Consider the following 26,013-nt stretch of genomic DNA (forward strand, 5'->3'; position numbering starts at 1 on the left):
TTTCATGTACTTTCAACGTAAATGTTTGAGTTGGATCTTCTCCATCTGTGTCCTTATCTTTGTCGAATGGATCTTTAGCGATTGCTGTTAGTACATCTTGCTTATTATCAACTATATAACCACGTTTTTCTAACTCTGCTATCTTAGCTGTTACTGTTCCAGTTGGAATTTCTTCTCCTGTTTTACCAGCGATAGGTACATTATATTCTGTTAATGGTGTTTCTGTTTTCTTATCACCCTCACCTTCAACCTTAACTACTTTCACCAACGCTTTTTGCGGATCTGCCACGTACGTAATTGGTGTATCCTTACCTGGTTTTTCCGGTATTTCTGGAACCTTGTATCCTTTTTTAGGATCTTTTGGATCTACCGGTTTTAATGGTACTAGCGGATTTGTCTTAGGATCCACTGGTTGTGTTGGATCTGTAGGTATTCCCGGTGTGTACCCTGGTTCGTATGGAATTACCGGTAATTCTGGAGTTTTTGGTTTTTCAGGAGTTCCTGGTGTTTCACCACCTGGGGTCTCATTTCCGCCTCCTGGAGTTCCTGGTGTTCCATCCGGATTTTCCGGTGTTGTTGGATAATCTGGATATTTAGGTTTTGTTGGATCTTTTGGATCATTTGGATATGGGATTGGTGTTGGAGTTTTCCCTGGTATCTTCGGTACCCATGATCCTAACTTAGTGTATACAACTTCTCTAGTCATATTTGTTACTTCGCCATTTTCATTTGGCGCTGCTGGTGCATCTGTAACTTCCTTAAAATCTGCTACGTATCCAGTTAATACTGGGGTTTTTACTGGTGAAAAACTTGTAGCTGTATGCGTATCATCTGCAGTTGCTGTCCAAGTACTATAAGTAACTGTTTTTCTAACTAAGTTATATGTTGCAGTACGTTTGTATAATACTTTGTCTACCTTTGTAGGTTGTGCATCTGCAATTTTTTCCCCATCTGCAGTTTCTTTTTTAAAGTAATTAATTGTTCTGGTTACTTCTTTTGTAAGATCTGACTCTTTTAGTCCTTCTGCTGGCCATTTTGGTCCTTCTGGAACATTAGGGTCAACCGGTGTATTTGGAGTTGGTGGTGTTGTTACTGTTTCCACTTTTTCTCTTACAACTACATTATACACCTGACTTGGATCTTGTCCGTCTACATCAGCCGTTGAGTCAATTGTCTTACTATTTGTATCAAATTCGTTTCTTACAATCTCATACCCAGCATTTTTCAGTTCTGTGATTTTTGTATCTACTTCTGTTGAAGAGAATGTCTCTCCTACATTACCAGAAAGCGTAATATCATCATATCCTGTTAACGCTTCTGTTGTTGTCTCAGATACTTGTTTCTTGAAGTGAACGAGACCTTTACCTGTTGCAGGTGGTGTGTATTCTTCATATACAAACGTTACTGTTGCTAGGCTATCAGATAAAGTTCCTGTTTCAGCAGCAGAAGTTCTCAATCTTCCATTATCAAGAGTACCATCCTCTAATGATCTTTTCAGTATATATTGTTTACCATCACTAGTTGTAATCGTGTTTAATTTTTTATCGGTAACGTTATAGTTTGTATAACGTAGTCCGCTATCGACAGCAAGGTATGTTCCATCTTCTCCTTTTTTACCTAAGTCAGTCTCTTTTTGATGTTCTTTAGTATTATCAAGTGTTAATACATTTCCAGATACATCTTGATACTTAACTTTAACATCTCCTGACAGCTGAGATCTTATTTCAGATGTCTTCTTACTCTTGTTGATTTCTTCTATAATCTTATTTTTCTTATCTTCTGGAAGATTCGACTTACTAATAATTCTTCTTGCTAATTCTTTAGACGGTCCTACCGTATCTTGGATTACTGAGAAATCGGCTAGGATAGGTAAGTTATATTGAAGTCTTGGACTTTGCTTATTAACCCCAACACGTTTTTCATTCTCCGCAAACACTTGAATTTTATAGGATACAACGTCTTTACCTAATGGAATATCTCCTGTTGAGAAGTATCCACCTTTACCTAGCTTGTCATTATCGCCACTAATCTCTGTATTAATTATTTCTGATAATTTCTCATCAGAAATTACATTTGAACGTGCAACATTTTCTTTTTCAACAAAATAGCGCGTGAATTTTGCAAGACCATCTGATTCTTTCTCAGCAAGTTCATTAGTATGATATTTTGCATATTCCTCATCTGATACTACACTTGTATCAGGTTTAGTTGCGGCTTCCATGTGTGAACCAAGGATTTTGGCTTCTTTACTACCGTTTCTTGCTTCCGTGTAAGTATAGGCATTTGTGGATTTAATGGCTGATTCTAAGGCAGAGATTTCTTTCTTTAGTTCAATTTTTTTCTCATCATTAGCTGTTTCTAATTCTGCTTTTTTATCTGCTAGTCTATTCTTTAACTCTTCGCGATGTTTTGTTACTTTTTCTGGATCTGTTTGGAGTTCTAATTGGTCTGTATCTGCATGATAGATAATTTTTTTCGCAGTCGGTAATATAAAATCCAATAACTTATAGACACGATCTGGGTCTTTAGATTTTTCTAAATTTGGGTTTTCTAAAGTTTTTTCAGATGAGGTATCCCATATTGGAGAGTTTCTTTTCACCTCCGCATCATTCATTCTCTTTAATACATTATTAAGGTCATTTGCTACTTTTGCATAACTACTAGCTTCGATTTTAAGATCTTCTTTAAACTTACCTCTTCGCTTTCCTGTATCTTCTCGTAATTCATCCTTATCGAAAGGTAACTCATATATAATGTCTCCATTTTTAACGAGTTCTTGTTTTGCTTCCTCTTTTAAAGGTTCTAGTTTCTCTCTATCTTTTCTTCTGTCACTCGGATATTTTTCCTTATATTTAGCATCTGCAAGAGTATTGACTTTTTTATCGTACTCACCCTTTAAAATCTTTTTAAGTACTATATTAACCCCATTCAAATCCACACCCTGGCTGTAGCGTTCTTCGTTCTCTACTACTCCGTCAATTCGGTTGATAGTGTGGTCATAGACAGTTTCTTCAGAATGATCCTTTTTAATAGCTTTAACAACGATACGATAAGTTCCTTTTGACCCTTCAAAGTCTGAGATATATCCCGTTACAAACTCGATTTTCAAACGACTTCCATATGCCGTCGAAAAGGCTGTGAACGTTTTTTCAATCCCATTGAAACCTTCAATATTTGGTGCGTGTTGGAGTATATCTTCCCTATCTTTTACAGGTAAGGAAGCAAGGTTAGCTTTATTCTCCGCACTATTCGCTGTCACTATATCAAATGTAGAGCCATCTTGTGCTTTATCATCTTTATTGGCGATAGTACGTCCTTTGGCAAGCATTAACATGTAATTAAAACGACGATCTAGGGCTTGCTCGTGAAGGTAGACTCGGTCCAGGGCGTCAGAACCCAGCATTCCACCTTGCTCTTTTTCTGTGGTTGAACCCTTTTTATAGTACCAACCAGTGAAATACCCTTGAGCATTTTTCTTACCGATGGCGAACGTTCCACCGTTTATAGCTTTCCAACCACCGAACTCGTTAATTTCACGAATTTCACCATCTTGTAGTTTCTCGCCATCTTCATCTTTAACGACTTTTCCGTCTTTAAATCTCAGTGCATCCCCAAGGGTGTTCATATTTCTCAAGTATGAACGCTCGTTGTTTTGGAAGTCATCCGGCATATTTTGGATGATTTTGTACATGTACTCAACTGTAGCATTTTCAGCAGGAGTATCAAATGTTAAGTGGGCATTCTTATCATCCCCACCCTTTTCTCCATCTTTAGGTACACGTACCCCAGGCTGATTGTCTTTTACTATGTCACCTTTACGATTGGCATCCAGTACAGGTGAATTTTCACCTGTTGGCTGGTTCTCTCCTGATTCAGTCCCTGTAGCTCCATTCGATGAATTACTTGCGTCCCCATCAGGTAATTCTCTTTTAGTCCGACGAGGTTTGGCAGCTTCTGGAGCTACTAGCGGATTTTCAGCTACTGGAGCATTGTAGGTGTTTGCTGCTGCATCTGTATTGCTGAGGTCAGGCTTGTTTCCTGTCTCTCCATTTCCAGACTGTTCTGCATCTGTCGGGTTTGCTGCCCTCTCAGCTTCTCTCGCTGACTCCATGCCCTCAGCATGAGCAATCCCAGCTCCCATCAAAAGATAGAGCGCCCCAATGACAACACTAGCTGCACCAACACTCACTTTCCGAATACTATATTTTAATTGTTTTTCTGGATGATTCATTCTTACACTCCATATATATATATATATTGTGCCCTATTACTTCCTATATAATAGAATACAATTCATGAATATATTATACACCAGTCGGCTTGAAACTTCAAATTTTTTGAATGGAAAGACGACTCTTTTTACTAAGACCAAAGCTAGGTTAGAAGTCCATCATCAGTAAGCCAACACCAAAGATGAAGCCTCATCATCCTTGCCTTGTCGTGTGCATCTTATGGACTTACTTCCTCCTATCAGCAAGCTCAGCGCCGTGCTTTGAGACCTTTCCAGCTTGCTTTTAGATTTCCATTAACTTTTACACTTATTTCTTTAAAAATGAGACAATTTGACATTTTTTCTACTCTTTTTCTACTTTTTACGAATAAATAGATAGAAGCATCGAATCTAGTGAGCCTAGATTAAAAAATGTGCTATAATGAAAGGAGAGGAAATATGATTCTCAGACATCCGGGCATTAGCCCGACCAACGATTTGGTTGCTAAGAAAATCTTTAGCAATCCAGAAATCACTTGTCAATTTATTCGCGATATGTTGGATTTACCAGCAAAAAATGTAACTATTTTGGAGGGAAGTAATATTCATGTACTACCTTCCCTGCCATACTCGGCGCAGGATTTCTATACCAGTATAGACGTTTTGGCGGAGTTGGATAATGGAACCCAAGTTATCATTGAGATTCAGGTGCATCATCAGAATTTTTTCATCAATCGCCTGTGGGCTTATCTGTGCAGTCAGGTCAATCAAAATCTTGAAAAAATTCGCCAACGAGAAGGTGATACCCACCAGAGTTATAAACACATCGCCCCCGTTTATGCCATTGCAATCGTAGATAGCAATTATTTCTCAGATGACTTGGCTTTCCATAGCTTTAGTATGCGCGAGGACACGACAGGTGAGGTTTTAACCATCACAAATAACGAACAAGAAAACCATCTGGTTAAGATGGCGTTCTTAGAACTTAAAAAATACAGAGAAACCAGCAAAGATAGCATTCGCAAGCCGTGGTTGGAGTTTTTCGGGAACAAACCCTTTACCCAGCAACCCGAGCGAGCCATCAGCCAAGCAGACCAACTGCTGGACTATAAAAGCTGGTCCGAGGAGGACAGGAAAATGTTTAGTCAACTACGTATGCGCGAAGAACAAGCCTTGTTAGCACAGGACTATGCCTTGGAACAAGCTGAGGAAAAAGGTTTAGAGAGAGGTCGTGCAGAGGGGATTGAACAAGGCATCGAAAAAGGTTTAGAACAAGGACTTGAACGTGGACGAGCTGAGGGCGGTTTCGCAATGTTAGCAAATCTAGTTCGCCAACATGTATTAAGCACTGAATTTGCCAGCCAACAGCTGGGTATGACTGTGGCTGAGTTTGAGGCACTGTTGAAAGAACATAAGTGAGAAATCTGTAAATATTACACGATACAAAAACAACTAAAAAGGATAGCTAAATTTCTTGATGTAAAGAGTTTGGCTATCTTTTTTGTTAGGAAAGTTTGAACTTTTCACTTTCTTTTCCGAATAAATAGATAGAAGCAGAGAATCTAGCAAACCTAGATTAAAAAATGTGCTATAATAAAAGGAGGAAAAGGATGATTCTAAGACATCCGGGCATTAGCCCAACTAACGATTTGGTTGCTAAGAAGATTTTTAGCAATCCAGAAATCACTTGTCAATTTATTCGCGATATGCTGGACTTGCCAGCCAAAAATGTGACCATTTTGGAGGGGAGCAATATTCATGTACTACCTTCCCTGCCTTATTCAGCCCAAGATTTCTATACCAGTATAGACGTTTTAGCTGAACTAGATAATGGCACTCAAGTAATCATTGAGATTCAGGTTCATCATCAGAATTTTTTCATCAATCGCCTGTGGGCGTATCTGTGTAGTCAGGTCAATCAAAATCTAGAAAAAATTCGTCAACGTGAAGGTGATACCCACCAGAGTTACAAACACATCGCCCCAGTTTATGCTATCGCTATCGTGGACAGTAATTATTTTCAAGATGACTTAGCTTTTCATAGCTTTAGCATGCGAGAGGATACGACAGGTGAGGTTTTAACCATCACCAATAATGGACAGGAACATCATCTAGTCAAGATGGCGTTCTTGGAATTAAGAAAATACAGAGAAACCAGCAAAGACGAGGTTCGTAAGCCATGGTTGGAGTTTTTCGGGAATAAACCCTTTACCCAGCACCCCGAGCGAGCCATCAGCCAAGCAGACCAACTGCTGGACTACAAGAGCTGGTCCGAGGAGGACAGGAAAATGTTTAGTCAACTACGTATGCGCGAAGAACAAGCCTTGTTAGCACAGGACTATGCCTTGGAACAAGCTGAGGAAAAGGGCTTGGAGCGTGGTCGCGCAGAGGGGATTGAACAAGGTTTAGAGCGTGGTCTTGAACGTGGTCGCGCAGAGGGCATTGAGCAGGGACTGGAGCGTGGAAAACTTTTTGCCTTCCTAGATATGGTCTGCCAAGGTCTTCTAACACCTGAGGTTGCCAGCCGACAGTTAGGAATGACCGTGACTGAGTTTGAAGCGCTGTTGAAAGAACATAAGTGAGAAATCTGTAAACATTACACGATACAAAAACAACTAAAAAGGATAGCTAAATTTCTTGATGGAAAAGAGATTAGCTATCTTTTTTGTTAGGAAAGTTTGAACTTTTCACTTTCTTTTCCGAATAAATAGATAGAAGCATCAAATCTAGCAAATTAGATTAAAAAATGTGCTATAATGAAAGGAGAGGAAATATGATTCTAAGACATCCGGGCATCAGCCCAACTAATGATTTGGTTGCTAAGAAGATTTTTAGCAATCCAGAAATCACTTGTCAATTTATTCGCGATATGCTGGACTTGCCAGCTAAGAATGTAACTATTTTAGAGGGAAGTAACATTCATGTCTTGCCTTCTCTCCCCTACTCGGTTCAGGATTTCTATACCAGTATAGACGTCTTGGCGGAGTTGGATAATGGAACGCAAGTTATCATTGAGATTCAAGTTCATCATCAGAATTTTTTCATCAATCGCCTATGGGCTTACCTTTGCAGTCAGGTCAATCAAAATCTTGAAAAAATCCGTCAACGTGAAGGCGATACACACCAGAGCTACAAGCATATCGCACCTGTTTACGCAATAGCTATTGTGGATAGTAATTATTTCCAAGATGATCTAGCTTTCCACAGTTTTAGCATGCGAGAGGATACGACAGGTGAAGTTTTAACCATCACCAATAACGGACAAGAAAACCATTTGGTTAAGATGGCGTTCTTAGAACTAAAAAAATACAGAGAAACCAGCAAAGACGAGGTTCGCAAGCCATGGTTGGAGTTTTTTGGTAACAAACCCTTTACCCAAGAACCCGAGCGAGCCATCAGCCAAGCAGACCAACTGCTGGACTACAAGAGCTGGTCCGAGGAGGACAGGAAAATGTTTAGTCAACTACGTATGCGCGAAGAACAAGCCTTGTTGGCACAGGACTATGCCTTGGAACAAGCTGAAGAAAAGGGCTTAGAGAGAGGTCGTGCAGAGGGGATTGAACAAGGTTTAGAGCGTGGGCGAGCAGAAGGCATTGAAGAGGGATTAAAAGTAGGTTTAGTAAATCTAGTACGTCAAGGTATTCTGACTTCCGAGGTTGCCAGCCAGCAATTGGGAATGACTGTGGCTGAGTTTGAAGCCTTGCTGAAAGATTATCACCAATAACGGTCAAGAAAACCATCTGGTCAAGCTGGTATTCTTAGAACTAAACGTCTAGTCACAGATTACTCAAAACACTGTTTTGAGGTTGTGTATAAAAATGCTGGGTAAAAGTCTTCTCATAATAAAACGTTTGGTATCAATGTTTTATTATGAGAAGACTTACTTTTTTACTGAGATTGAATTTTTCCTAGCCTCAACATCGTATAAACCCCAAATTCAATCTGACCTGGTTTGAAGAGATTTTAGAAGCAGATAAGGTTTTACTAAAACTAAAAAAAATGATATAATCAAACTGATTAAATGTTTTAAAAATAAAGGAGAATTTGAATGTCTTACCAAGAAAATTACCAGAAATGGGTTGATTTTGCGGAGCTTCCTGACTACCTTCGTCAAGATTTGGAAAATATGGACGAAAAAACGAAGGAAGATGCCTTCTATACAAATCTTGAATTTGGTACTGCAGGTATGCGTGGCTTGATTGGTGCTGGTACAAATCGCATCAACATCTACGTTGTTCGTCAAGCTACTGAAGGATTGGCTCGTTTGATTGAGTCAAAAGGTGGAAACGAAAAAGAACGTGGTGTCGCAATCGCCTACGATAGCCGTCACTTCTCACCAGAGTTTGCCTTTGAATCTGCGGCAGTTCTTGCCAAACACGGCATCAAATCTTACGTATTTGAAAGCCTTCGTCCAACTCCAGAATTATCATTTGCAGTTCGCCACCTCAACTGTTTCGCAGGTATCATGGTCACAGCCAGCCACAACCCTGCGCCATTTAACGGTTACAAGGTTTACGGTGAAGACGGTGGACAAATGCCTCCACACGACGCGGACGCTTTGACTACTTATATCCGTGCAATCGAAAACCCATTTGCGGTAGAAGTTGCTGATGTGGAAGCTGAAAAAGCTTCTGGCTTGATTGAAGTTATCGGCGAAGCTGTTGACGTAGAATACCTCAAAGAAGTTAAGGACGTTAACATCAACCCAGCCTTGATTGAAGAATTCGGTAAAGACATGAAGATTGTCTACACACCACTTCATGGTACTGGTGAAATGTTGGCTCGTCGTGCTCTTGCCCAAGCAGGATTTGACTCAGTTCAAGTTGTTGAAGCGCAAGCAACTGCTGATCCTGACTTCTCAACTGTAAAATCTCCAAATCCAGAAAGCCAAGCAGCCTTTGCCCTTGCTGAAGAACTTGGTCGTCAAGTTGGTGCAGATGTTCTTGTCGCAACTGACCCTGATGCTGACCGTGTTGGTGTTGAAGTTCTTCAAAAAGATGGTAGCTACCTCAACCTTTCAGGTAACCAAATCGGTGCTATCATGGCAAAATACATCTTGGAAGCCCACAAAAACGCTGGAACTCTTCCTGAAAATGCAGCCCTCTGCAAATCTATCGTATCAACTGACTTGGTAACGAAGATTGCTGAAAGCTACGGTGCAACCATGTTCAACGTTTTGACAGGTTTCAAATTTATCGCTGAAAAAATCCAAGAATTCGAAGAAAAACACAATCACACTTACATGATGGGATTTGAAGAAAGCTTCGGTTACTTGATTAAACCATTCGTACGTGATAAAGATGCTATCCAAGCCGTTCTTGTCGTTGCTGAACTTGCTGCCTACTACCGTTCACGCGGTTTGACACTTGCTGATGGTATCGAAGAAATCTACAAAGAGTACGGCTACTACGCTGAAAAGACTATCTCTGTTACTCTTTCAGGTGTTGACGGTGCTGAACAAATCAAAGCGATTATGGCTAAATTCCGTAACAATGCTCCAAAAGAATGGAACTCAACAGCTATCACTGTCGTAGAAGACTTCAAGGCACAAACTGCTACTGCTGCTGACGGTACTGTTACAAACTTGACAACTCCTCCAAGTGATGTTTTGAAATACACACTTGCTGACGGTTCATGGATTGCTGTTCGCCCTTCAGGTACAGAACCAAAAATCAAGTTCTACATTGCAGTTGTAGGTGAAACAAACGAAGAATCACAAGCTAAGATTGCTAATATCGAAGCAGAAATCAATGCTTTTGTAAAATAAAGACCTAAAAAGATGAGACCAACCAATCTCATCTTTTTTTCGTATCAAATCTAAGCAATTTTAGAAACTTTATGGCATACTAGACTTATCAATGAAAGCGAGGTAATCTCATGGAACAATTTTTAGATAATATCAAAGACCTTGAAGTCACTACAGTTGCGCGTGCGCAAGAAGCTCTTGATAAAAAAGAAACTGCAACCTTCTTTATCGGTCGCAAAACTTGCCCTTACTGCCGTAAATTTGCAGGTACATTGTCAGGTGTCGTAGCTGAAACCAAAGCTCACATCTACTTCATCAATAGTGAAGAAGCAAGCCAACTCAATGAGTTGCAAGCATTCCGCTCACGCTATGGAATCCCAACTGTACCAGGCTTTGTTCACGTTGCAGATGGACAAATCAACGTCCGTTGCGACTCTTCAATGTCAGCACAAGAAATCAAAGATTTCGCAGGATTGTAAAAAATCAGCTAACAAGTCTTAAAATCACAAAAACGCATAATATAAGGTGCCAGAAAACCTTGATATTATGCGTTTTATTGTTCCTAAAACAGTTACATCAGCATTTCATTACAGAACATTTTAATTTTGGAAGTCAAATCAATTTTTAACAATGGTTTAGAAATCACAGTGGGCTATTCCATATTCAATTATGCAGATTCAATCGCTATTATCGTTTTCCTAGACTACAAAAAAACTACGTTTTGCTAATCAAAACGCAGTCTCAGCCACTATTTTATCTTACTGTCCTTCTTTTACTTCTTTGGTTGCTACATCTTCTCCAAACCATTTTTGGCTGATTTCTTGGAATTTACCGTCCTTGTAAAGACTAGAAAAAGCTTCATTTATCTTCTTAACCAGAGTTGTATCTTCCTTACGGGCTCCAACCGCAAAGGCTTCTGTTTCTAGTCCAACTGTAAAGACATTATAATCGTTTAAAACGCCTTCTGCTTCTAAATAATAATTTGCATAGACACGGTCAATCAATAGACCGTCAATTCGATCATTTTTCAAATCAATCAAGGCTTCATTAAAGGTTTGGTATTGATTCGCTTCCTTATTAGCGACAATATCCTTTAAAATCGCTGGGTTTGCTTCAAAGTCCGCATAACCAGATGAACCAGCTTGAGCTCCTAATGTCTTTCCAGCCATATCCTTTGCAGTCGTGATACCAGATGATTTCTTCGTAACCAATACCTGCTCATTCTTCATATATGAGTGACTGAATGCTACCTTTTCACGGCGTTCGTCTGTAGCGGAATAGCCATTCCAAATCAGATCAATCGTTCCTTTTGTCAATTCAGCTTCTTTCAAATCCCAATCAATCGGTTGCCAATTTACCGTAATTCCGTATTTTTCAAAAACAGCTGTAGCTAAATCAATATCAAATCCTGCATAAGAACCATCTTTCTGAGCAAATCCCATTGGAACAAAAGTACTATCAAATCCAATAGTAATAGACTTGTTAGACTCGTACTTAGACCAATTATCTCCACTAGTTTCGCTAGAATTTTTCCCACAAGCTACTAAGAACAAAGCAGTCATTAGACTAACTAATACAAGTATCCATTTTTTCATCCATTTTTCCTCCTATTTAGGTTCTACTTTCAATAATACATCTGCAATATTTTCAGCAAACTGCAAATCATGGGTAACCACAATCTGGGTCATCCCAAGTTCCCTATTTTGCAAGATTAGTTTTTCCACTTCCAAGCGCAATTCTGGATCTAGGGCAGAAGTTGGTTCATCGTAGCCAATGATTTCTGGGTCGATCATCATAGCACGCGCCAAAGCCACCCGCTGCTTTTGCCCACCAGATAATGAAAATGGATAGGCATCTGCATGCCCTGCTAGTCCTAATTGTTCCAAGAGACCACGCGCCTTCTTATCAGCCTCCTCCTGCTTCATCCCCATGGTCTTCACAGGCGATAAAGTCAAATTGTCCAGAACTGATAAATGAGGGAACAGTTGAAAATCTTGGAAGACAAATCCTAGTAGGTTTCGCTTCTGTAATTCATCCAGCTCTAAAGGTTGTCCATTATAAAAGATTTGCCCTGAATCAATAGTTTCAAGACCTGCAAGCATACGTAAAAGAGTTGTCTTACCTCCACCAGAAGGTCCAACGATAGCCAGGATTTGCTTTTCAGGAATACTTAGACTGAAATTAGACAGGATTTGTTTGTCTCCAAAGACTTTATTGATATTTCGTAATTCTAACATGGCAGCCTCCTATCTATAATAACTATACTTCTTCTCAACTTTTTTGGAAATAATTGTCACAATCCCAATCAAAATCAAGTAAATGGCTCCTGCCAAGAACATAGGAACCAGACTAGCATCACGGTTGGCAGCTGTTCGACTCGCCAAGATGAGGTCTGAAATCCCTAGAGCATAGACCAAAGAAGTATCTTTGACCAAACTCATAACTTCATTAAAGACACTAGGAAGAACGATTTTGGTCACTTGGGGCAAGATAATATAGCGCACTGTGTCAAAAGGACTAAACTTCAAGACCTTGGCTGCCTCATACTGTCCTCTTGGAATAGTGTCAATTCCCCCACGGAAAATTTCTGCAAAGTAAGCTGCATAGTTGAGAACAAAGGCAATAATGGCAGCAGGAAGGCGATCTAAACGAATCCCAATACTTGGGAGCACATAATAGATAAAAATCAGTTGCAAGAGTAAGGGGGTTCCTCGCATAACCCAGATGTAAATGTTAATCAGATAATGGAGGGGCTTCCAATGGACTTGCAAGGCAAAGGCAATCAAAACGCCCAAAGGAATCGAAAATAGCAAGACCAGTGCAAAGACCTGTACAGTCGTGCTCGCACCATTCAGTAAACTCGGTAATATCTCAAATAAATAAGACATACTGCACCTCCTAAAAGTAATTGTTCCTATTATAGCATGAATAAACAAAATAACCAACCATTTTTGTAAAAAAATTCTATCATATACAAATAAAAACCGTAGCTATCAAAAGAGATAAACTACAGTTCTATATGTTTAAACATTCTTACAATCTCTCATACAGTTCTTGCATTTGCACATCATCTGGAACTAGTTTTAAGTAAGCTTGTGCATTGACTTTTGCTTCCTCAAAGTAGCCCAATTCACGCAAGAGATAGATATAGTGTTCCAGAAACTCTGGATTGTCCTTCAAATCTCCTGCTAACTCTTGATAATGATCGTAGGCAGTATCTAAATCGTCCATATCTTGATAGGAACGGGCAATCATCCACTTAGTCAATAGGTTTTCTGGCTCATCACTTTGTAAGTCTAGAATATCCTCATAACGCTCCTGCTCCAGATAAATAGTTGCTAGACGGAGTAAGATTTCTTCCGTATCCTCAGCATCTTCTTTAGCAGTAAGGAGGTAGTTCTCTGCTCCACTAGCATCATGCAATTCATAAGAGAATTGTGAAGCAGCCAGTAAGAGGCGAGTTTCAAAGGGATTTTTCTCCAAGCCTTGCTTAGCAATACGCAGAGCTTCTTGAACTTGATGTTCCTTATGTAAGGCCTGACTGTACCCATACTCATATCCTTCAAAGTCAGGAGAAATGGTATCGATCTGCTTAAAGTAGAGGGTGGCTTTTTGGTATTCTTCTTGATCAAAGTAAAGGCTGGCCAACTCAAAAGCCGTTAGGTCATCGTATTCTAACTCCAGAGCTTTTTCTAAAAACTCTGTGGCCGTTTCAAATTTACCTAACTGGGCATAGGCAAAGCCAATTCGTTGATAGGTGGAAATCCCTGTTTGCTCATAAATCGAGCGATTATCTAACTGGGCATAGCCTTGAATGGCCTCTTGGTAATTTTCCAACTCACTATCCAACTCTGCTAATCCTAGTATCAAGAGAGGATCCTCTGAATAACTCAAAGCCTCCAGCAATTTCTCACGTGCCACATCTGTCAAACCTTCCATCTGGTAAAGATCTGCCTTAAGAAGCAAAGCCGAAACATACCAGTCACTGTCAGCTTGGATTTCCTCAAGATAAGCAAAGGCTTCTTCGATTTGACCATCCTCGCTAGCAATTGCAGCTAGATTAAGATGAAGCTCTGGGAAATCCTCTACAATTTTCAGGTAAATTTCCTTGGCCTGAGGATAAAAACCAATTCCTTCAAGATAAGTTGCCAACTCATACAGAAGGTCACTTGAATCATTTTCTAAAGCTTTGGCGAAATAATGCTCAGCCTTGGCTAAATCTTGCTCCTCCAAAGCCTGTAACATCTGTTGACTATTGTTCACTCTTGACTTCCTCGCCCTCTACTTCATATAGACCACTGACTACCTTATACCATTCGAAAATGGCTGAAATGACAACCTTAGCAGAGGCATAAACTGGAATACCAAGTAAAACTCCCCAGATACCAAACATAGATCCTGAAGTTAACAAAACAAAGAGAACATTAATGGGATGGATGTTTAATTGACTTCCCAAAATCAATGGAGAGACAAAACGGCCTTCAATAGTTTGTTCTACGATAAAGACAATCACTACTTTTAAAAGCATGACTGGCCCAGCAATCAAGCCCAATACTAGGGCAGGAAGCATGGCTAAGAAGCTACCAAGATAAGGAACCAGATTTAAAATACCAGCAGTAACACCCAGCGTAACCGCATAGCGTAGACCAATAATCTTGAAGAAGATCATAAACATTACTGCTACAATAATAGCCACTGTCACTTGCCCTCGAACATAGTTGGACAACTGTTGATTCACATCTGACAAAACCTGTCCAACAGGTTCTTTCAATTTTGTCGGCATGAATTGCGTCAAATAGTTACGCAAGCCTTTCCCATCACGCAAGAGATAAAAGAGCATGAAAGGAACGATAATCAAGGCAACAATCACTTGAGAAGCTCCGCTAATAAAGGCACTCACCCAGTTGACTGCCTGAGATGAAACCTTGCTTGCCCAAACTGTAGCCTGACTAGAGAAGTTTGTCAAAACTTGCTCTAACTGGGGTCTGAAATCATCTGGCAGGTGCTGGGCTACCAATCCATTAACAATCCTATCTATATCTTCTAAGTAAACAGGAACGTTTCTTGCAAAGGTCAAAACCTGGCGTTGCAGATTTGGAATGGCGACTGCCAAACCCCAAATGATAAAGAGAGCGATGATAACAAAGACAATAGTGATAGCTATAACACGATTAACCTTATGCTTCTCCATCCAATCAACAATAGGATTCAACAAATAATATAACAAACCAGACAGAATGACTGGCAACATCACAACTGCTAAAAAGTCTAAAACAGGTGAAAATAGAAAACTAATCTTACTTAAAATAAAAAGATTCAGTCCCAATAATAAGGTTACCAAAAATACCGTAATGGCCTTGTTATCTAAAAACCACTTAAAAAACCAAGATAGACTAAAATGTTTCTCTTTTTGCTCCATAAATACTTCCTTTCTATCGTTCTCTCATTATACCATTTTTAAAGCAAAATAACTCTTTTTTAAAGTGCTTACATGGAGACAGCGACATAAAAAAATCCCCTCAAAAGAGGAGATTCAATTATTCTTGAATATGACGATCTAAGTTCTTCTGATAATCAGCATTTGATTTGGCTTTTTCATCAGCAAATTTCTTGCGGAAGTCATCCATTTCTTTAGACGTTACAATCTTGTCTTGTAATTTTTGGTACTTGTAGCTGTTTTCACTTGTCTTATCACCTACCCAACCACCTGCACCGCTACCTGGAACTTTCTTCGTTATTAGCATTTGGGCACCATCTGAGTGTACAGGAATAACCAAGGCACTATCTGTTAACCAAGCTTGTGCTTTAGCATATTTAGAATAACGTTTTTGCAGATCTATTTTCTCACCACTAGCATCAGTAATTAACTCTTTAAACTTATCTAAACCAACAGCTTTGATTGCCGGATTATCTGTACCTGGTGCTACACCAAGTGCTCCTAGAAGAGTTGGACCAGATGTTGGATCAAATACATCTAAATAGGTTGATGGATCTGCATAATCAGGACTCCAACCACTATTTACATTGATATCCCAATCAGTATTGTTAGTTGATGTTGCAAATACTGTCATATTTCCCAATTCATCATCAGAAACTTGTTGAATGTCAATCACTATATTTTCAGAGCCTAAGGCTTCCTCAATGGATTGTTTATAAGATTGGGCTTGACGAATAAAATCTGTCTGAGTAGAGGAAACTGGAAGGTCTAAATGAACGGGGAACTGTACTCCATCGGCTTGAAGTGTTTTCTTAGCAACTTCAAATTTAGCTTTAGCCTTGTCTACATTATGAAGTGAATCCTGGGCATCATCAAGACTGACATCTTTCCATACATCATCTAACTTATCCAGTTCTGCCTTAGCTACTTGCCCAAATGACTGCTCTCCAACTTGGACAAATGTTGGAGGGGTAAAACTTGTACGTAATTTACGAGGTGCCACTTCGTCCCCAAATACTTGAGATACTGCAGCCGTACGATCTGCAGCGAAAGCCAAGGATTGACGGAAATCTTTATTCAACAAAGCCTTTTTAGTGGATGATTTTTCCGCATCACTTGTTTTAGCAGTATGGTTATAAGCTACACGATCGATATTAGTTGAGATATAGAAAGTTCCGCCTCTTTGTGGCCCATACACAATATTATCCTTGTATTTTTCTTTTAGACGTTCATAATTGGCAGAATTTTTAAAGAGAGGTGCCGCTGGATAATGTCCTTCATCAAAGCCACGTCCAAGAGAATCGGCATCCTGACCATCAAAGAAAGATAATTTAATATCATCAATAAAGACATTTTGCTTGTCCCAATAGTTTTGATTTTTGGTCATCTCAATAGAAGATTTAGATGTCAAGCCCTTGAGGAGATAGGCACCATTATAAAGAATGCTTGTTACATCAGTCGCCTTCCCAAAGTCATCTCCTTTAGAAGCCAAAAAGTCCTCGCTAATTGGGGCAAGAACGCCCATTGTTGTCTTGGAATTCCAGAAAGATTCTGGATGGTTCAAAGTGTAAACAACCGTATAATCATCTGTCGCTTTTACACCAACAGTAGAGAAATCTGTTGTTTTCCCATTGACATAATCGTCCAAACCTTGAACTGAGTCTTGAACCAGATAAAGAGCCTGTGATTTCTTATCAGCTGCGTGCTTCAGACCAGTTACAAAGTCCTGAGCTTTGACTTCACCATATTCTTCGCCTTCATTAGTATACCATTTGACACCCTGACGGATTTTATAGGTATAGGTCAAACCATCTTTTGAAACAGTCCAATCTTCTGCAACTGATGGAATCAGATTCCCATATTGGTCATTTTCAAGTAGACCATCAATAACATTACCTGTAATTTGTTTAGTGCTAGCAGTTCCAGAAACTGTATAATCCAGAGTCGTAGGATCTGTAGAGAAGACATAGGTATAGGTAACAGGTTTAGTAGCATCTTTACCACCTGTTGAACACGCTGCTAGCATAGCCGCCGAGAGTATAGCTACACCAGTTGCTAGAAAAACTCGTTTTTTCATAGTAAGGACTCCTTTAAACATTTTATGAATTCATTATAGCACTTTTAAGAAGAAAAGTAAGGAAAACAATCTCAATATTATTATATTTTTCAAAAAACCAATCAATTATTTTTTAAAGTGCTTACATCTAATTGGATGTCTTTAATTGGCTTGTTTTTGTGATATAATAGTCTTATCTTTATATAGAGGTAACGTTATGAAAGAAACTGTTTATTTTGGAACTTATACACGTCGGACTTCCCAAGGGATTTACAAGGCTGACTTTGATACAGAAACTGGTCTGCTTTCAAACCTAGAACTTTTTGTAGCTGAGCCAAGTCCAACCTACCTTGCCTTTGACCAGCACCAACACCTATACACTGTTGGTAGTCAAGATGACAAGGGGGGGATTGCAGCCTATCAAACTGACGGAACTTTATTAAATCACGTCGTTGAAAAAGGAGCTCCCCACTGTTATGTTGCTGTCGATGAAAAGCGTAATTTGGTCTATGCAGCCAACTATCACAAGGGACAGGTCCTTGTTTATAAACGTCAGGAGGATGGGAGTCTTCTACTTAGTGATATGGATCAACACAGTGGCCAAGGTCCACATGAAAATCAAGCATCTCCTCATGTTCACTATACAGATTTAACACCTGACCACTATCTAGTGACCTGCGACTTGGGAACTGACCAAGTCATCACTTATGACCTTGACCAAGAAGGAAAATTATCTAAGCTCTACACCTATCACAGCCAGCCAGGAGCAGGCTCACGCCATATCGTTTTCCATAACCACTATAAAATCGCTTATCTGATTTGTGAACTCAATAGTACTATCGAGGTTTTAATCTACGATGGCGTTGGCGAATTTGAACGTATGCAGGTGATTTCAACTTTACCAGAAGCTTACGAAGGCTTTAATGGAACCGCTGCTATTCGTCTCTCTAAAGACGGTAAATACCTCTACGCTTCTAACCGTGGCCATGATTCTATCGCAGTATATACCATCCTTGCGGACGGTAGCTTAGAGTTATTAGAAATCGTTCCAACACATGGTCAGACCCCACGTGATTTTGATTTGACACCAGACCAAAAATTTCTCATTGCTGTCCACCAAGACTCTGACAATGCCACTGTCTTTAAACGTAATTGTGACAATGGTCGTCTAGCAGAACTCTCCAACGACTTCCGTGTTCCCGAAGCGGTCTGCATCCGTTTTGCTCCTTAATAAAACATATAAAAAATGAACTTGGAATTTTCAAGTTCATTTTTTCTTATAGTCAATGAAAATCAAAGAGCAAACTAGGAAACTAGCCGCAGGCTGTACTTGAATACGGCAAGGCGACGTTGACGTGGTTTGAATTTGATTTCGAAGAGTATTATAGTCTATTTCCGACATTAATACGGTTAATGGCACGTTGCAGTGCAATCTTCGCACGACGTTCTTGGTCAATCAAGTGTTTGTCTTGTGCTTCTTCAATTGCACGTTCTGCACGAAGTTTGGCACGTTCTGCACGACTGACATCGATATCACGAGCACGCTCTGCAGAGTCAGCGACGATTGTGATCATATCATTGGCAATTTCAATAACGCCGCCGTTTACTGCAATCCAGTTCACGTGATCTTCATCATCAATACGTTTTACCTTTACTTCATCAACTGCTAAAACCGCAATCATATTTTCATGTCGTGGCAAGATCCCCATCTCACCATCCAGAGTTCGAACCGATACATAGCTGGCATGATGATCATAGACGAGGCCATCTGGTGTCACGATCTGGACAGTTAACTGAGCCATAGATCACCTCTTAAAATCCCATTTTTTCAGCTTTTGCAATCACATCTTCGATAGAACCTACACCACGGAAGGCATCTTCTGGCAAGTGGTCGTATTTACCATCAAGGATTTCCTTAAAGCCACGTACAGTTTCAGCAACTGGAACATAAGAACCTGGCTGACCAGTAAATTGTTCCGCAACGTTGAAGTTTTGTGACAAGAAGAACTGGATACGACGGGCGCGAGCAACCAAGGTCTTTTCTTCATCAGAAAGCTCATCCATACCAAGGATAGCAATGATATCTTGCAATTCATGGTAACGTTGAAGAACGCGTTTTACTTCAGCAGCAACTGCATAGTGCTCTTCTCCAACAATTTCAGGTGCCAAGGCACGTGAGCTTGAAGCAAGTGGGTCAACAGCTGGGTAGATACCCAATTGTACCAACTTACGTTCCAAGTTGGTTGTTGAATCTAAGTGAGCAAAGGCTGTTGCTGGCGCAGGGTCAGTATAGTCATCCGCTGGCACATAGATAGCTTGGATAGAAGTTACAGATCCCTTCTTGGTTGATGTAATACGCTCTTGCAATTGCCCCATTTCCGTAGCAAGTGTTGGTTGGTAACCAACGGCTGATGGCATACGACCCAAAAGGGCAGACACTTCTGAACCAGCCTGAGTGAAACGGAAGATATTATCGATAAAGAGAAGCACGTCTTGTCCTTCTACATCACGGAAGTATTCAGCGATGGTCAAACCAGTAAGGGCAACACGCATACGTGCTCCTGGTGGCTCATTCATCTGACCAAATACCATGGCTGTTTTCTCGATAACGCCTGATTCTTTCATTTCCCAGTAAAGGTCATTCCCCTCACGAGTACGTTCCCCAACACCGGTAAATACTGAAATACCACCGTGTTCTTGGGCAATGTTGTGAATCAATTCTTGGATCAAGACGGTTTTTCCAACTCCGGCACCACCGAAAAGTCCAACCTTACCACCTTTTAAGTAAGGGGCAAGAAGGTCGATAACCTTAATCCCTGTTTCAAGGATTTCAGAAGAGGTAGACAATTCATCAAAAGTTGGAGCTTTCTTATGAATTGGCTGACGCTCTGCGTCTTCTGTGAAAGGAGCTTCCAAGTCAATGGTATCTCCCAAAACATTGAAGACACGTCCCAAAGTTTCTTTACCTACTGGTACAGAGATTGGACGACCTGTGTCCAATACTTCCATTCCACGAGTCAACCCATCTGTTGATTCCATGGCGATAGTACGGACCATACCATCTCCCAACTCCAAGGCTACTTCAAGGACGATTTTTGTTTTTCTTTCGTCATTTTTGTAGACGACAAGTGCATTGTTAATCTCAGGAAGTTTTTCCCCTGCTGCAAACAAAACGTCTACAACGGGACCGATAACCTGAGCAATTTTACCTGAACTCATCTCCTTCTCCTATTCTATATAAGATACTGTCGGTTCCTAGCTCAACTAGGTCCTAAGTTCATTTCATACGAGCTGGACTAAAGCCTATTCTAAGGCACTAGCTCCTGCTACGATTTCTGTAATTTCTTGTGTAATCGCCGCCTGTCTGGCACGGTTATACTGAATTGTCAAATCATTGATGACTTTCTTAGCATTATCTGTCGCTGTTTGCATGGCTGTCATACCAGCAGCATTTTCAGCTGTCTTGGCATCGATAATAGCACCGTAAATCATACTTTCTGCAAACTGAGGCAATAGCTGCTCCAAAATTTCTTCTCGGCTGGTTTCCAATTCAAAAATCAAGCTGTACTCTTCATCCGCTTCATTTGGATCCAAGTCAACAATCGGAAGCATTTGTTCCACACGCATTTGACTGGTTAGTGTATTGACATGGTGGTTATAGCAGACATAGAGTTCATCAAAAAGTTCATTTTGATACATTTCAACAGTTTTTGAAATAATCTTACGAACTTGATCAAAGCTAGGCTGATCCGCCAAGCCACGTAGTTCATAAAGTGGTTGAATACCACGAGCCTTAAAGAAATCAGCTCCCATTCCACCGATACAGATCATTTCAAAGCCTGTACCGTCTGGATGGTATTCTTCTTTCAACTCCATAACGGCTTTCAAAATAGAAGAATTGTACCCTCCAACCAAACCGCGATCTGAAGTAATAACGATATAGCCTGTCTTCTTAACTGGACGACTAATCAACATGGGATTGGTTGAACCACCAGCTCCATTTCCATGTAAAATATCCGTTAAAAGTTTACGAACTTTTTGGGCATATACTTGGAAGTTACGAGCTGCTTCTTCAGAGCGACCTAGCTTAGCAGCCGATACCATTTGCATGGCATTTGTGATTTGACTCGTATTTTTTGTTGAGGCGATTTTTGTTTTAATATCATTTAGAGATACTGCCATCTGACACCTCTATTCTTATTGGAAGCTGGTTTGATTGAGAAACTCTGTAATCGCAGCATCCAAGACTGCTTCTTCTGGCAAGTCTTTTGTATCACGAATGGTTTCCAAAATCTCTGGATGTTGAGCGTCAAAGAAGGCATGGAACTCTTCCTCAAAACGAACAATTTCATCTACTGGAACAGTATCCAAGAAGCCATGTGTCAAAGCATAGAGAATAGTTACTTGTTTCTCAACAGGCAATGGTTTGTGAACAGGTTGTTTCAAAACTTCAACTGTACGACGTCCACGGTTCAACTTAGCCTGTGTTGCTGCGTCCAAGTCAGAACCAAACTTAGTGAAGGCTTCCAACTCACGATATGAAGCAAGGTCGATACGAAGTGTACCAGCAACCTTTTTCATGGCTTTGATTTGTGCAGAACCACCTACACGAGATACAGATGAACCCGCATCAATGGCTGGACGAATACCCGCATTGAAAAGACCATCACCAAGGAAGATTTGTCCGTCAGTGATAGAAATCACGTTGGTTGCGATATAGGCAGAGATATCTCCTGCTTGTGTCTCGATAAATGGTAGGGCTGTAATTGATCCACCACCAAGTTCATCAGAAACTTTAGCTGAGCGCTCAAGCAAACGACTGTGAAGATAGAAAACATCACCTGGGAAGGCTTCACGACCTGGAGGACGACGAAGCAAGAGTGAGAGTTCACGATAAGCTACCGCTTGTTTTGATAGATCATCGTATACAATCAAAACATGCTTCCCTTGGTACATAAATTCTTCTGCCATGGCAACCCCAGCATAAGGAGCTAGGAAAAGCAATGGAGATGGTTGTGAAGCAGAGGCTGTCACAACGATTGTGTAATCCAAGGCACCGTACTGACGTAGTGTCTCTACTTGCGTACGAACTGTTGATTCTTTTTGTCCAATCGCTACGTAGATACAGATCATATCTTGACCTTTTTGGTTCAAGATTGTATCAATCGCAATGGTTGTTTTCCCTGTCTGACGGTCACCGATAATCAACTCACGTTGACCACGACCAATCGGTACAAGGGCGTCAATAGCTTTCAAACCAGTTTGCAATGGTTCTGAAACAGACTTACGTTGCATAACACCAGGAGCTGGTGCTTCTACTGGACGAGTTTTATCAGTGTGGATTTCTCCAAGACCGTCAACTGGACGACCAAGCGGATCCACAACACGACCAATCAGACTTTCACCTACAGGGACTTCCATGATTTTCCCTGTACGGCGGATTGTATCGCCTTCACGGATATCTGTAAAGTCACCTAGGATGATAATACCAACGTCTGTTGACTCCAAGTTTTGAGCCATACCATAAGAGCCGTTTTCAAAATTCAACAACTCTCCACTCATGACATTTTCAAGGCCATGAGCACGCGCGATACCGTCCCCGATATAGGTTACAACACCTGTTTCAGTCACATCAAAATTGGGTTTGAAATTTTCAATTTGTTGCTTAATTAAAGCGCTGATTTCTTGTGCGTTAATTGCCAAAAGAACACCACTTTCTATTTCAAATTTTCTTTAACAACTTTAAGTTGTTGTTTAATACTCACATCAATTGTCTTGTGATTGGCAAAAATGACAAAACCACCAATGAGACTTTCATCGATTTGTTCTTTTACACTCCTTACTTTCAGAGACATTTTTTTCTCAATCAAAGGGAGCAAACGAGTCTTCTGTTCATCAGTTAGAGGATGAGCAGACGTAATCGTCACTTCAAATCGATTTGTTTCTTTTTCAAGTCGGTTCAAGCAATCTACAAGCACATCATAAAAAAGATTTGCTCTGTGATTGTAGGCCAGAACCTGGATAAAGTTTTGTAATAAAGGCGACACAGAATCTTGGAAAAAAGCAATTGTTTTTTCCTTATCCGACTCGTCTACTGCCACTTGTTTTAAAAAAGAAGGCAGACCTGTTTTTTCAACAACTTGCTTGATTTGAGTCAAGTCTGAAAAGATACGGTCTTCTTCTCCTTTTTCAAGTACCAATTGGACAAAAGGCATGCTGTATTTTTCAATTACCTTTACTGTTTTCTTGTCCATTAAGCTTCTCCTAGCTGATCGATATACTGATCAATGAGTGCTTTATGGGCATGACTGTCAAGGTTTTGTGAGATGATTTTACCAGCTAAGCTGATGGTCAAATCTGCGACCTCACCCTTAACACTCTGTAAAGCTTCTACTTTATTTTGAGCAATTTCTTGATTGGCTTTTTCTTTTAAGTGTCCTGCTTCTAGTTTAGCATCTGCTAAGATATTAGCCTTACTTTGCTCAGCTGTTTCCTTTGCATTTTCAATGATTGTCTTAGCTTCTTTACGGCTACCAGCCAATTCATCTTCGCGTTTTTGAGCCAATACTTCTGCTTTTTGACGGGCTTCTTCAGCTCTGTCAATATCTGAAGCAATTTTTTCAGCTCTTTCTTCGAAAATGCCTGTAATATTAGACCATGCAAATTTTTTAATCAAGACTAGCAAAAGAATAAAAGAGCCAGTGATTAAAATAAAATTACCAATTAATTCACCTACTGTTACGTGCATCAGTTACTCCTTTCTATTCCTCTTCAATATTAATCTTATTCCCTAAATACACAGATGTCAAAAGAGTAAAAACATAAGCTTGGATGCAGGAAATAAAGACAGAAAATGCAGTCCAAGCCAAATTAGCTCCAAAGGCTACTGGATACCAATAAATAGCTTGGTGGGAAAGAAGAAGTAACAAACTCGTCATGACCTCTCCTGCAAAGATATTCCCAAAAATCCGCAAAGCCAAAGATAAGAAGTTTGTAAATTCTTCCAAGATATTCATCGGTATGACAAAAACAGGACTCATAAAAGATTTTATACTTTTTTTAAATCCACGACGACGAACGCTTTCTATATGTGTCAACAAAATGACAAGAAAAGATAAGGTTAAGTCATACTGTAAATTAGCGGTTGGCGAACTCCACCAGTTAGTCCCATCGATCGTTTGAAGCTTTGTCATTAAGCCAAGGTTATTGGCAATCACCATGAAAAGGAATAAACAAAGGAAAAAGAGTGAGTAATCTTTCATGTAGCGCGAACCAATGTTAGGTTCTGTAAATCCAATAACAAAGTCATAGACATACTCAAGTACATTTTGCTTTCCTTTGGGTTTCAAGGTCATATTGCGGCTTGCCCAATAAATAAAGACAAAAATAACTCCCACAATCAACAAAGTCATGGCTAACATAGTCAGATTGAAGATAACAGGACCAATAGAGATGATTGGATTAATACTTTCTTCCATCTAAAATCCTCCCTTTTCTTCTCGTTCCATGTATTTATTTGATAATAAATGAGAAGACAAGAGTTACAAAGAAAGTTCCTTCAATAAAGGCAACACCTAAAAACATCAAACTACGAAACTCAGAAAGCATATCTGGTTGGCGTGCTACTGATTTAAACAGTCCATTCATCAATAAACCTTCACCGACAGATACGCCCATACAGGCAATACATAAGCCTAAAAATGTTAAATTCATAACAAATTCTCCTTTAAAATAAAATTTACTTACTTAGTGTAGTCCTAAAATTTAAATTTGTCAACTTTTAACCGCTATTGGAAGCGTTTAATAAAAATTATTTCCATTTTGCTAAATTTCAAGTTCAAGTTAGCCATCCAGAAGTCTTCTCTGGGTGACTTGTAGTCCAAGCATTTTTTAGGATAGTTGTTAATCCACTTTTCGATGAATGCGACTTCTTTGGGAGTCATTTTCTTGGTTCCCTTAGGTAACTATCTACGAATGAGCCTGTTGTGATTCTCATTAGTTCCCCTTTCCCAAGAGGCATAGGGGTGCGCATAATAGATGTGCTCCTCAGAAAATATATCAAACAAGCGATTGAATTCCGTTCCATTATCTGCCGTGATGGAAGGAATCTTGTGTTGTTTTAAGATGAGTTTTAGAGCCTGATTGACCACCTCAGCACTTTTATTTGGAATCAATCGGATGATCTGATGTCTACTCTTTCGATCCGTCAAGACAAGCAAGCAGTAGTTTTTCGATCTCGTAAGTAGAACCGTATCAATCTCATAATGCCCATTCTCCAAGCGAAGATTGATAGCTTCAGGCCGCTGTGCGATGGATTGACCAGCAGGTTTAAAGTTGGTGCTAGCCTGTTTCTTAAGCGCTTTTCCTTTTCTAGGGTAAGGCAAATCCTGCTTGCTTAACCCCAATTTTCCATGATGAATCCAATAGTAAATGGTTGAAATTCCCACGTTAACCCCTTTAGCCATCACCATCATTTCAGGCGAAAATTTTTGGTTATGATAGTGGAGAATCTTTTCCTTTAGTTCCTTGGTCAAGCTTGATTTCTTGACCGAGCGCTTGCGATT

21 protein-coding genes and 1 pseudogene are annotated in these 26,013 nt (G+C 39.9%); 6 read left to right on the top strand and 16 right to left on the bottom strand.

The genetic code is table 11. The features are described from left to right. A partial coding sequence (locus HT730_RS03075; RefSeq protein WP_173306789.1) for a YSIRK-type signal peptide-containing protein occupies window positions 1-4,231 on the bottom strand: 4,231 nt, incomplete at its 3' end. A 438-nt stretch (window positions 4,232-4,669) separates the two neighbouring features. Here HT730_RS03075 and HT730_RS03080 point away from each other — a divergent pair. The 5 genes from HT730_RS03080 to HT730_RS03100 all read left to right on the top strand — a co-directional run bounded on the left by HT730_RS03080 (window position 4,670) and on the right by HT730_RS03100 (window position 10,435). Then, on the top strand, window positions 4,670-5,629 hold the full coding sequence (locus tag HT730_RS03080) for an Rpn family recombination-promoting nuclease/putative transposase (protein WP_173306781.1): 960 nt from the start codon (window positions 4,670-4,672) through the stop codon (window positions 5,627-5,629). Between the two features lie 191 nt (window positions 5,630-5,820). Continuing rightward, window positions 5,821-6,792 (top strand): Rpn family recombination-promoting nuclease/putative transposase, encoded by a 972-nt coding sequence (locus tag HT730_RS03085; protein WP_173306782.1) that lies wholly within the window; start codon window positions 5,821-5,823, stop codon window positions 6,790-6,792. Window positions 6,793-6,983: 191 nt separating this feature from the next. Continuing rightward, the gene (locus tag HT730_RS03090) at window positions 6,984-7,934 is read left to right on the top strand and encodes an Rpn family recombination-promoting nuclease/putative transposase (RefSeq protein WP_173306783.1); all 951 of its coding nucleotides are present in this window, start codon (window positions 6,984-6,986) and stop codon (window positions 7,932-7,934) included. Window positions 7,935-8,258: 324 nt separating this feature from the next. Next, a complete protein-coding gene (locus tag HT730_RS03095; RefSeq protein WP_138705585.1) occupies window positions 8,259-9,977 on the top strand; it encodes a phospho-sugar mutase in 1,719 nt (572 codons plus the stop codon). Window positions 9,978-10,087: 110 nt separating this feature from the next. Beyond that, window positions 10,088-10,435, top strand: a complete 348-nt coding sequence (locus tag HT730_RS03100; protein ID WP_000434638.1) for a thiol reductase thioredoxin — start codon at window positions 10,088-10,090, stop codon at window positions 10,433-10,435. Window positions 10,436-10,714: 279 nt separating this feature from the next. Here HT730_RS03100 and HT730_RS03105 read toward each other — a convergent pair whose 3' ends face one another. From HT730_RS03105 to HT730_RS03130, 6 genes are all read right to left on the bottom strand, one after another. Further along, a complete protein-coding gene (locus tag HT730_RS03105) occupies window positions 10,715-11,551 on the bottom strand; it encodes an amino acid ABC transporter substrate-binding protein (protein WP_101514844.1) in 837 nt (278 codons plus the stop codon). Window positions 11,552-11,563: 12 nt separating this feature from the next. Further along, window positions 11,564-12,193 (bottom strand): amino acid ABC transporter ATP-binding protein, encoded by a 630-nt coding sequence (locus HT730_RS03110; protein ID WP_101514845.1) that lies wholly within the window; start codon window positions 12,191-12,193, stop codon window positions 11,564-11,566. A 9-nt stretch (window positions 12,194-12,202) separates the two neighbouring features. After that, window positions 12,203-12,844, bottom strand: coding sequence for an amino acid ABC transporter permease (locus HT730_RS03115; RefSeq protein WP_000120831.1), 642 nt, complete (start codon window positions 12,842-12,844; stop codon window positions 12,203-12,205). Between the two features lie 145 nt (window positions 12,845-12,989). After that, window positions 12,990-14,219: a tetratricopeptide repeat protein gene (locus HT730_RS03120; RefSeq protein WP_173306784.1), complete on the bottom strand. Its 1,230-nt coding sequence runs from the start codon at window positions 14,217-14,219 to the stop codon at window positions 12,990-12,992. Further along, window positions 14,209-15,375, bottom strand: coding sequence for an AI-2E family transporter (locus HT730_RS03125; protein WP_050389839.1), 1,167 nt, complete (start codon window positions 15,373-15,375; stop codon window positions 14,209-14,211). Before HT730_RS03125 ends, HT730_RS03120 begins: the two co-directional genes overlap by 11 nt. A 118-nt stretch (window positions 15,376-15,493) precedes the next feature. Beyond that, window positions 15,494-17,470: a peptide ABC transporter substrate-binding protein gene (locus HT730_RS03130; RefSeq protein WP_173306785.1), complete on the bottom strand. Its 1,977-nt coding sequence runs from the start codon at window positions 17,468-17,470 to the stop codon at window positions 15,494-15,496. Window positions 17,471-17,666: 196 nt separating this feature from the next. Between HT730_RS03130 and HT730_RS03135 the strand changes: the two genes are divergently transcribed. Then, window positions 17,667-18,680 (top strand): lactonase family protein, encoded by a 1,014-nt coding sequence (locus HT730_RS03135; RefSeq protein WP_173306786.1) that lies wholly within the window; start codon window positions 17,667-17,669, stop codon window positions 18,678-18,680. Window positions 18,681-18,831: 151 nt separating this feature from the next. On the opposite strand, the gene HT730_RS03140 is transcribed toward HT730_RS03135, so the two are convergent. The 9 genes and pseudogenes from HT730_RS03140 to HT730_RS03180 all read right to left on the bottom strand — a co-directional run. Further along, the gene (locus tag HT730_RS03140) at window positions 18,832-19,251 is read right to left on the bottom strand and encodes a F0F1 ATP synthase subunit epsilon (protein WP_119947746.1); all 420 of its coding nucleotides are present in this window, start codon (window positions 19,249-19,251) and stop codon (window positions 18,832-18,834) included. Between the two features lie 10 nt (window positions 19,252-19,261). Beyond that, entirely contained in the window at window positions 19,262-20,668 is a 1,407-nt protein-coding gene (atpD, locus tag HT730_RS03145; protein ID WP_000094360.1) for a F0F1 ATP synthase subunit beta, read from the bottom strand. Window positions 20,669-20,752: 84 nt separating this feature from the next. Further along, window positions 20,753-21,631, bottom strand: coding sequence for a F0F1 ATP synthase subunit gamma (locus HT730_RS03150; protein WP_173306787.1), 879 nt, complete (start codon window positions 21,629-21,631; stop codon window positions 20,753-20,755). Window positions 21,632-21,646: 15 nt separating this feature from the next. Continuing rightward, on the bottom strand, window positions 21,647-23,152 hold the full coding sequence (gene atpA, locus HT730_RS03155; protein ID WP_173306788.1) for a F0F1 ATP synthase subunit alpha: 1,506 nt from the start codon (window positions 23,150-23,152) through the stop codon (window positions 21,647-21,649). A 14-nt stretch (window positions 23,153-23,166) separates the two neighbouring features. Beyond that, window positions 23,167-23,703 (bottom strand): F0F1 ATP synthase subunit delta, encoded by a 537-nt coding sequence (locus tag HT730_RS03160; protein ID WP_000359036.1) that lies wholly within the window; start codon window positions 23,701-23,703, stop codon window positions 23,167-23,169. Continuing rightward, window positions 23,703-24,197: a F0F1 ATP synthase subunit B gene (gene atpF, locus HT730_RS03165; RefSeq protein ID WP_000558554.1), complete on the bottom strand. Its 495-nt coding sequence runs from the start codon at window positions 24,195-24,197 to the stop codon at window positions 23,703-23,705. The genes HT730_RS03160 and atpF overlap by 1 nt, the downstream gene beginning before the upstream one ends. A 13-nt stretch (window positions 24,198-24,210) precedes the next feature. Beyond that, on the bottom strand, window positions 24,211-24,927 hold the full coding sequence (gene atpB / locus HT730_RS03170) for a F0F1 ATP synthase subunit A (protein ID WP_000392851.1): 717 nt from the start codon (window positions 24,925-24,927) through the stop codon (window positions 24,211-24,213). 34 nt (window positions 24,928-24,961) lie between these two features. Next, window positions 24,962-25,162: a F0F1 ATP synthase subunit C gene (locus tag HT730_RS03175; RefSeq protein ID WP_001054562.1), complete on the bottom strand. Its 201-nt coding sequence runs from the start codon at window positions 25,160-25,162 to the stop codon at window positions 24,962-24,964. Between the two features lie 74 nt (window positions 25,163-25,236). After that, window positions 25,237-26,013, bottom strand: a pseudogene (locus HT730_RS03180) (IS30 family transposase); the annotation flags it as partial.

The organism is Streptococcus sp. k-628 (assembly GCF_013277475.1).
In the GTDB taxonomy this organism is placed as follows: domain Bacteria; phylum Bacillota; class Bacilli; order Lactobacillales; family Streptococcaceae; genus Streptococcus.